Source organism: Aerococcus sp. 1KP-2016 (genome assembly GCF_002252085.1).
Taxonomy (GTDB): Bacteria; Bacillota; Bacilli; order Lactobacillales; family Aerococcaceae; genus Aerococcus.
The window spans coordinates 1-415 of the sequence record NZ_NEEY01000112.1 but is presented as its reverse complement, the minus strand read 5'-3'; the positions used below and the strand labels follow the sequence as shown (position 1 = coordinate 415).

Sequence of the window (415 nt, the reverse complement as noted above, 5' to 3'; positions counted from 1 at the left end):
TAGCTTAAAAATGAACTTAGTTTATGAAACACTGGATAAATTGAATGATGTGATTAAAGATATGCCATTAATGGACAGGTATATCCACTCAGATCAAGGTGTTCATTATACATATCCTGTTTTCCAGGAAAAAGTAAAAGATATGGGGCTAATTCAATCCATGTCGAGGCGGGGAAACTGTTGGGATAATGCACCAATGGAATCATTTTTCGGACATATGAAGGATGTAGTATTATCCGAAAGAAGAGAAACACTACAAGACCTTTGGTATGCTGTCGAAGAGTATATTGAATTTTACAACAATCATCGTTATCAGAAAAAATTAAAAAAGATGACCCCGACTGCTTATCGGGATCATCTTTTGTGGGCAGTATAATGTTCTTTTTTATTTGTTCAGTTTATTGGTAGGGGTTCA

Annotated in this window: 1 protein-coding gene; it reads left to right on the top strand. The window is 34.9% G+C overall.

All coding sequences use genetic code 11. The annotated features are described in order from the left end of the window. On the top strand, positions 1-376 hold a 376-nt coding region (locus tag B9P78_RS09625; protein ID WP_148138610.1), incomplete at its 5' end, for an IS3 family transposase. Between the last annotated feature and the right edge of the window lie 39 nt (positions 377-415).